At 44.9% G+C, this 3,689-nt stretch carries 5 protein-coding genes; 2 read left to right on the top strand and 3 right to left on the bottom strand.

Annotation, left to right across the window (positions count from 1 at the left end; all coding sequences use genetic code 11):
- Together ACWA6V_RS18990 and ACWA6V_RS18985 are read left to right on the top strand one after the other, a co-directional pair.
- A partial coding sequence (locus tag ACWA6V_RS18990; RefSeq protein ID WP_449523965.1) for a type II toxin-antitoxin system HicB family antitoxin occupies window positions 1-253 on the top strand: 253 nt, incomplete at its 5' end.
- A gap of 26 nt (window positions 254-279) precedes the next feature.
- Entirely contained in the window at window positions 280-1,188 is a 909-nt protein-coding gene (locus ACWA6V_RS18985) for a hypothetical protein (protein ID WP_449523964.1), read from the top strand.
- Between the two features lie 150 nt (window positions 1,189-1,338).
- Here the strand turns inward: ACWA6V_RS18985 and ACWA6V_RS18980 are convergent, their stop codons facing one another.
- The 3 genes from ACWA6V_RS18980 to ACWA6V_RS18970 all read right to left on the bottom strand — a co-directional run bounded on the left by ACWA6V_RS18980 (window position 1,339) and on the right by ACWA6V_RS18970 (window position 3,553).
- Window positions 1,339-2,046 carry a Crp/Fnr family transcriptional regulator gene (locus ACWA6V_RS18980; RefSeq protein ID WP_449523963.1) on the bottom strand — a complete coding sequence of 236 codons (708 nt, stop codon included), beginning with the start codon at window positions 2,044-2,046 and terminating at the stop codon, window positions 1,339-1,341.
- A gap of 236 nt (window positions 2,047-2,282) precedes the next feature.
- Entirely contained in the window at window positions 2,283-2,954 is a 672-nt protein-coding gene (locus ACWA6V_RS18975; protein WP_449523962.1) for a ChrR family anti-sigma-E factor, read from the bottom strand.
- The gene (locus tag ACWA6V_RS18970; protein WP_310067430.1) at window positions 2,951-3,553 is read right to left on the bottom strand and encodes a sigma-70 family RNA polymerase sigma factor; all 603 of its coding nucleotides are present in this window, start codon (window positions 3,551-3,553) and stop codon (window positions 2,951-2,953) included. Before ACWA6V_RS18970 ends, ACWA6V_RS18975 begins: the two co-directional genes overlap by 4 nt.
- Window positions 3,554-3,689: the final 136 nt, after the last annotated feature.

The raw sequence follows: 3,689 nt of genomic DNA, 5'->3' as shown, positions 1-3,689 counted from the left end.
CTTGGATATTCCGCAGGCAAGTGATGTGCAATCACATTTAAATAATCAAGATTACTCGGGCTGGGTGTGGGCCTTAGTGGAAGTTGATATAACCCCCTATTTGGGCAAAAGCCAAAAAGTCAATGTAACCTTGCCGGATGTATTGATTAAGCGAATCGACGCCACAGTCGCACGCCAACCCATTTACAAAAGCCGTTCTGGTTTTTTAGCGCAAGCTGCGCTGCATGAGTTGGGGCGATTGAATACAGTGTAATGAATGGTGGGCATAAAAGACTGATATTGATAGATTTAATCGTCTTTTTTGAGGGTTTATTTGGAGAGCTATATGGACAAAAAGGAAACCGAAGGTTTGAAAAAATTGCTTTCATTTCATTGTTTTTTTATACAATTTTCCTTGGGGTATTGATTTACTTTTCGATTGCTAAGTTTGCTCTTGTACTTTTTGAGTTGGAAGAAAAAAATGCATTTAAGCTAGTAAGTGATATTGTTGAGCCGCTCGCACACATTGCTACAGTTGGGGTTTTTGCTTGGGCAATATGGACTTTTCGTGAGCAGCAGAGTGAAAAGCAAAAAGATGATGCAGTAAAAAGAGCTAGCAGTTATTCGATTAGGTTGATTAATTATGTTAGCGATAGAGTGTTTACATTGACGCCTAACACGGTAAATGTATTAAATAGTTATTTGTCTGTTCTGTGCTCTGATTTTAAAGATGACAACGTTCAAGATGATGTTAAAAAAGAAACCTTCCTAGCACTTATGGTTGTCAAAGAATTTTTTAAAGACGTATCGCTCAAAGATATTACGGGTTTTGAGTTTAATGGAAGCTACTCAAAAATGATTGATTCGCTAAAACAGGCATACAAAAACCCAGAAATTTTGTGCAAGCTCGACAGTCGTTTGTATCGCAGAGTTTTTGTTGAAAAAATTCAACCCGGCGTCAGTTTGAGGCTTTCTCCGCCCGACGGTGCGATTAGATTGCATCAAATAGAAACACTAATAAGTTTATTATTTTTTTTGTCGGAAGATGAGTCTCGCAATGACTTGAGTAAATTTCAGGAATTTACGTCCTCCAACGTAGATAGAGGGATTTTTTACCCTGCTCTTTATGCGTCTTATTATTTTTATGCTAACGGGTATTTCGCCATCGATGGTAATGGTGAAGTTGATTTGCTATTCGATGAAGACTAATAGTTATCAAGAAATTTAAAATATTGTAATGGCAAGATAGAAAATCATATACAGCTAAACTGACGTGATAATCTTTATAATCATGTGGATGCTCAAATAATCCCCGCGCTCGCGGGGATTATTAGTTATGCGTACTGGCTGGAAAATAAATTACTCAAACAGCCGCGCATAATCCTTGGTCACCGCTTCATAACATTCACAAGCAACCGCTTCCAATCCTGTGCGATCCAGAATGCTGATTTTCCCGCGCGTATATTGAATTAATTTTCGCTCTTGTAATGCACCAGCGGCGACAGTAATTCCGCTGCGGCGGACGCCGAGCATGTTGGCGAGAAATTCTTGCGTGAGATGAAAATAATCGGCGTGGGCGCGGTCGTGTGTCATTAATAGCCAGCGCGCAAGGCGCGGTTCGATTGCGTGAAAGTGTGCGCAGGCGGCGGTTTGTGCGAGTTGTGCCATCAACACATACAAGTAGCGATTAAAGGTGCTGGTGAGTGCGGCATTGTTTTGTAAATCTTGCTGCAATTGTTCTGCGGTCATGCGTAACGCTGTGCCTGATCCTTGTACCATCGCGCGCATGGGCGCGCTGTTTATGCCGAGGGCGACAGTTGCACCGAGCATGCCTTCGTTGCCGATCAAACCCATTTCCAACGGTTGATGATCGCGCAGGGTAGTAACCAGAGTAATAAAGCTGGTCAGTGGAAAATAAACGTAGCGAAACGGTTGGTCGGGTTCGCACAGCACTGTGCCGGAGCTTAGTTCTACTTGTTCGCAGCTGTGCAGAATTTGTTGGCGCGCCTCATGCGATAAACTTTCAATAAGGCGATTAACCACGGGGGTGGTAGTGAGGCTTGGCATCGAGCGTCCTGTAACAAAAGAGGCTCGTGGTCAGTGGAATAGGGCACCACAAGTCTTGGTGTCAAAGTCTACTGGATGGTTTTTTCCTTGTCTGTCCGCTACAGGGCATAGGGGGATAATTGTTGTTTGACATGATCGGGAAGCGCTTTCGCTTGAGGGGCACTTAGGGTCAGGGAATCAATCTACGAACAAAAAAACCCCCGCAGTTTTGCGGGGATTGCATGGGGTTATGCGATTTAATTCCACGCCATAAACGGATTTAATACGCGGTACCAACCGGTAAATTTCAGCGGTGCATTTAACACTGTCAAACAAATACAATCTTCATTTTGCAGTGCAGTCGGGCTGTGTTTGTGGCTTGCATCACGCGCGATGAAATCACCTTCGTGATACACGCCCAACTCGTCAGAGTATCCACCGCTCAGAATAACTGTGTACTCAAAACCTTTGTGCGTATGCTTGGGGACTTTTGCACCGGCACTGATTTTTTGCAGTGCAACCTGAAAGCCTTTCACATTGACCAGCGAGGTCAAATCGAACTTGCTGATTTCTTTCGTTTGGCGTTGCCAGGGTAAATCCGCTAGCGATGTGGGCAAGTAGCGCAATAACGGATTGGTGAAATGCTGAATCACCTTATCGCTCGGCGTTGGTTCCATTTTCACTTTTACGGGTGCGCTGTGGTCATGCGGTTCCAGTGATGACATCAGGGTTTCAAATGCATCATCATCGGTGCTGGCTGGCTTGATGGTTTCCAGTAGCGCGCCACCTAAATGATTTAAGTTTTTCACATGCTGGCGGCAGTCGTGACAAAAACACAAATGCATAGCTACCGCGAGTGATTCCGGAATACTGCAGCTTCCCGCTGCGTAATTCATTAAGGTCATATCATCAGGATGATAGGCACTCATATTTCTTTAGCCTCAAACATAACACGTAATTTTTGCAGCGAAAGACGCAAGCGCCCCTTCACCGTACCCAAAGGAATGTTCAACTCCTCTGCCACTTCCTCGTGGGTTTTACCTTCGTAGTAAACTTTGCGCAGGGCGATCATTTGCTCTTCGGGCAATTTATCGATGGCGGCTTTTACAAATTTCTCGGTCGATAAATTCTGGATCGAGCAGATGGTGGTGTCTTCTGTGGGAATTTGCCACAGGTCCTCTGTCTCAATCACAATTTCGGCGCGGGTGCGATTTAGCTTGCGCAAAATATCGATGCGCTGGTTGCGCGTAATCGTAAAAATCCAGGTCGATACAGACGCGAGTGATTCGGAATATTTATCCGCATTGCGCCACACGCTCGTCATTACTTCTTGCACTAACACTTCGGCGTGTTGGCTAAAGCCTTGATTAATTGCGTAGGCCTTGATGCGCGGAGCAAAGTGTTGGTATATCGCGCGGAATGCCGCTTTATCATCATTCTCGGCTACACGTGCCAGCAGCGCCCCCCAATCGGGCGCATCATTTGCGGCGGTAGAGTCATTCATTGACACGGCCTTTTTAGTCGTCATGTGAAGTCTCATTATCGCTTACCAGTAGTTTTTAGATAGCCTATATGACATTGATACGCAGGCTTATTTACTGCAGATCATTCCAGCCAATGCGTTCCATCCTTTTTGCCAAGCAATGCTGATTTTCATCGCCTGG

Source organism: Cellvibrio sp. (assembly GCF_053579595.1).
The sequence above is the reverse complement of the archived record's forward strand: the minus strand, read 5'-3'. Positions and strand labels throughout refer to the sequence as shown.

Excerpts from the sequence above, each read along its gene's own strand:
- ACWA6V_RS18970 (WP_310067430.1), bottom strand. The coding sequence starts at position 3,553 with ATGACGACTAAAAAGGCCGTGTCAATGAATGACTCTACCGCCGCAAAT.
- ACWA6V_RS18980 (WP_449523963.1), bottom strand. The coding sequence starts at position 2,046 with ATGCCAAGCCTCACTACCACCCCCGTGGTTAATCGCCTTATTGAAAGT.
- ACWA6V_RS18975 (WP_449523962.1), bottom strand. The coding sequence starts at position 2,954 with ATGAGTGCCTATCATCCTGATGATATGACCTTAATGAATTACGCAGCG.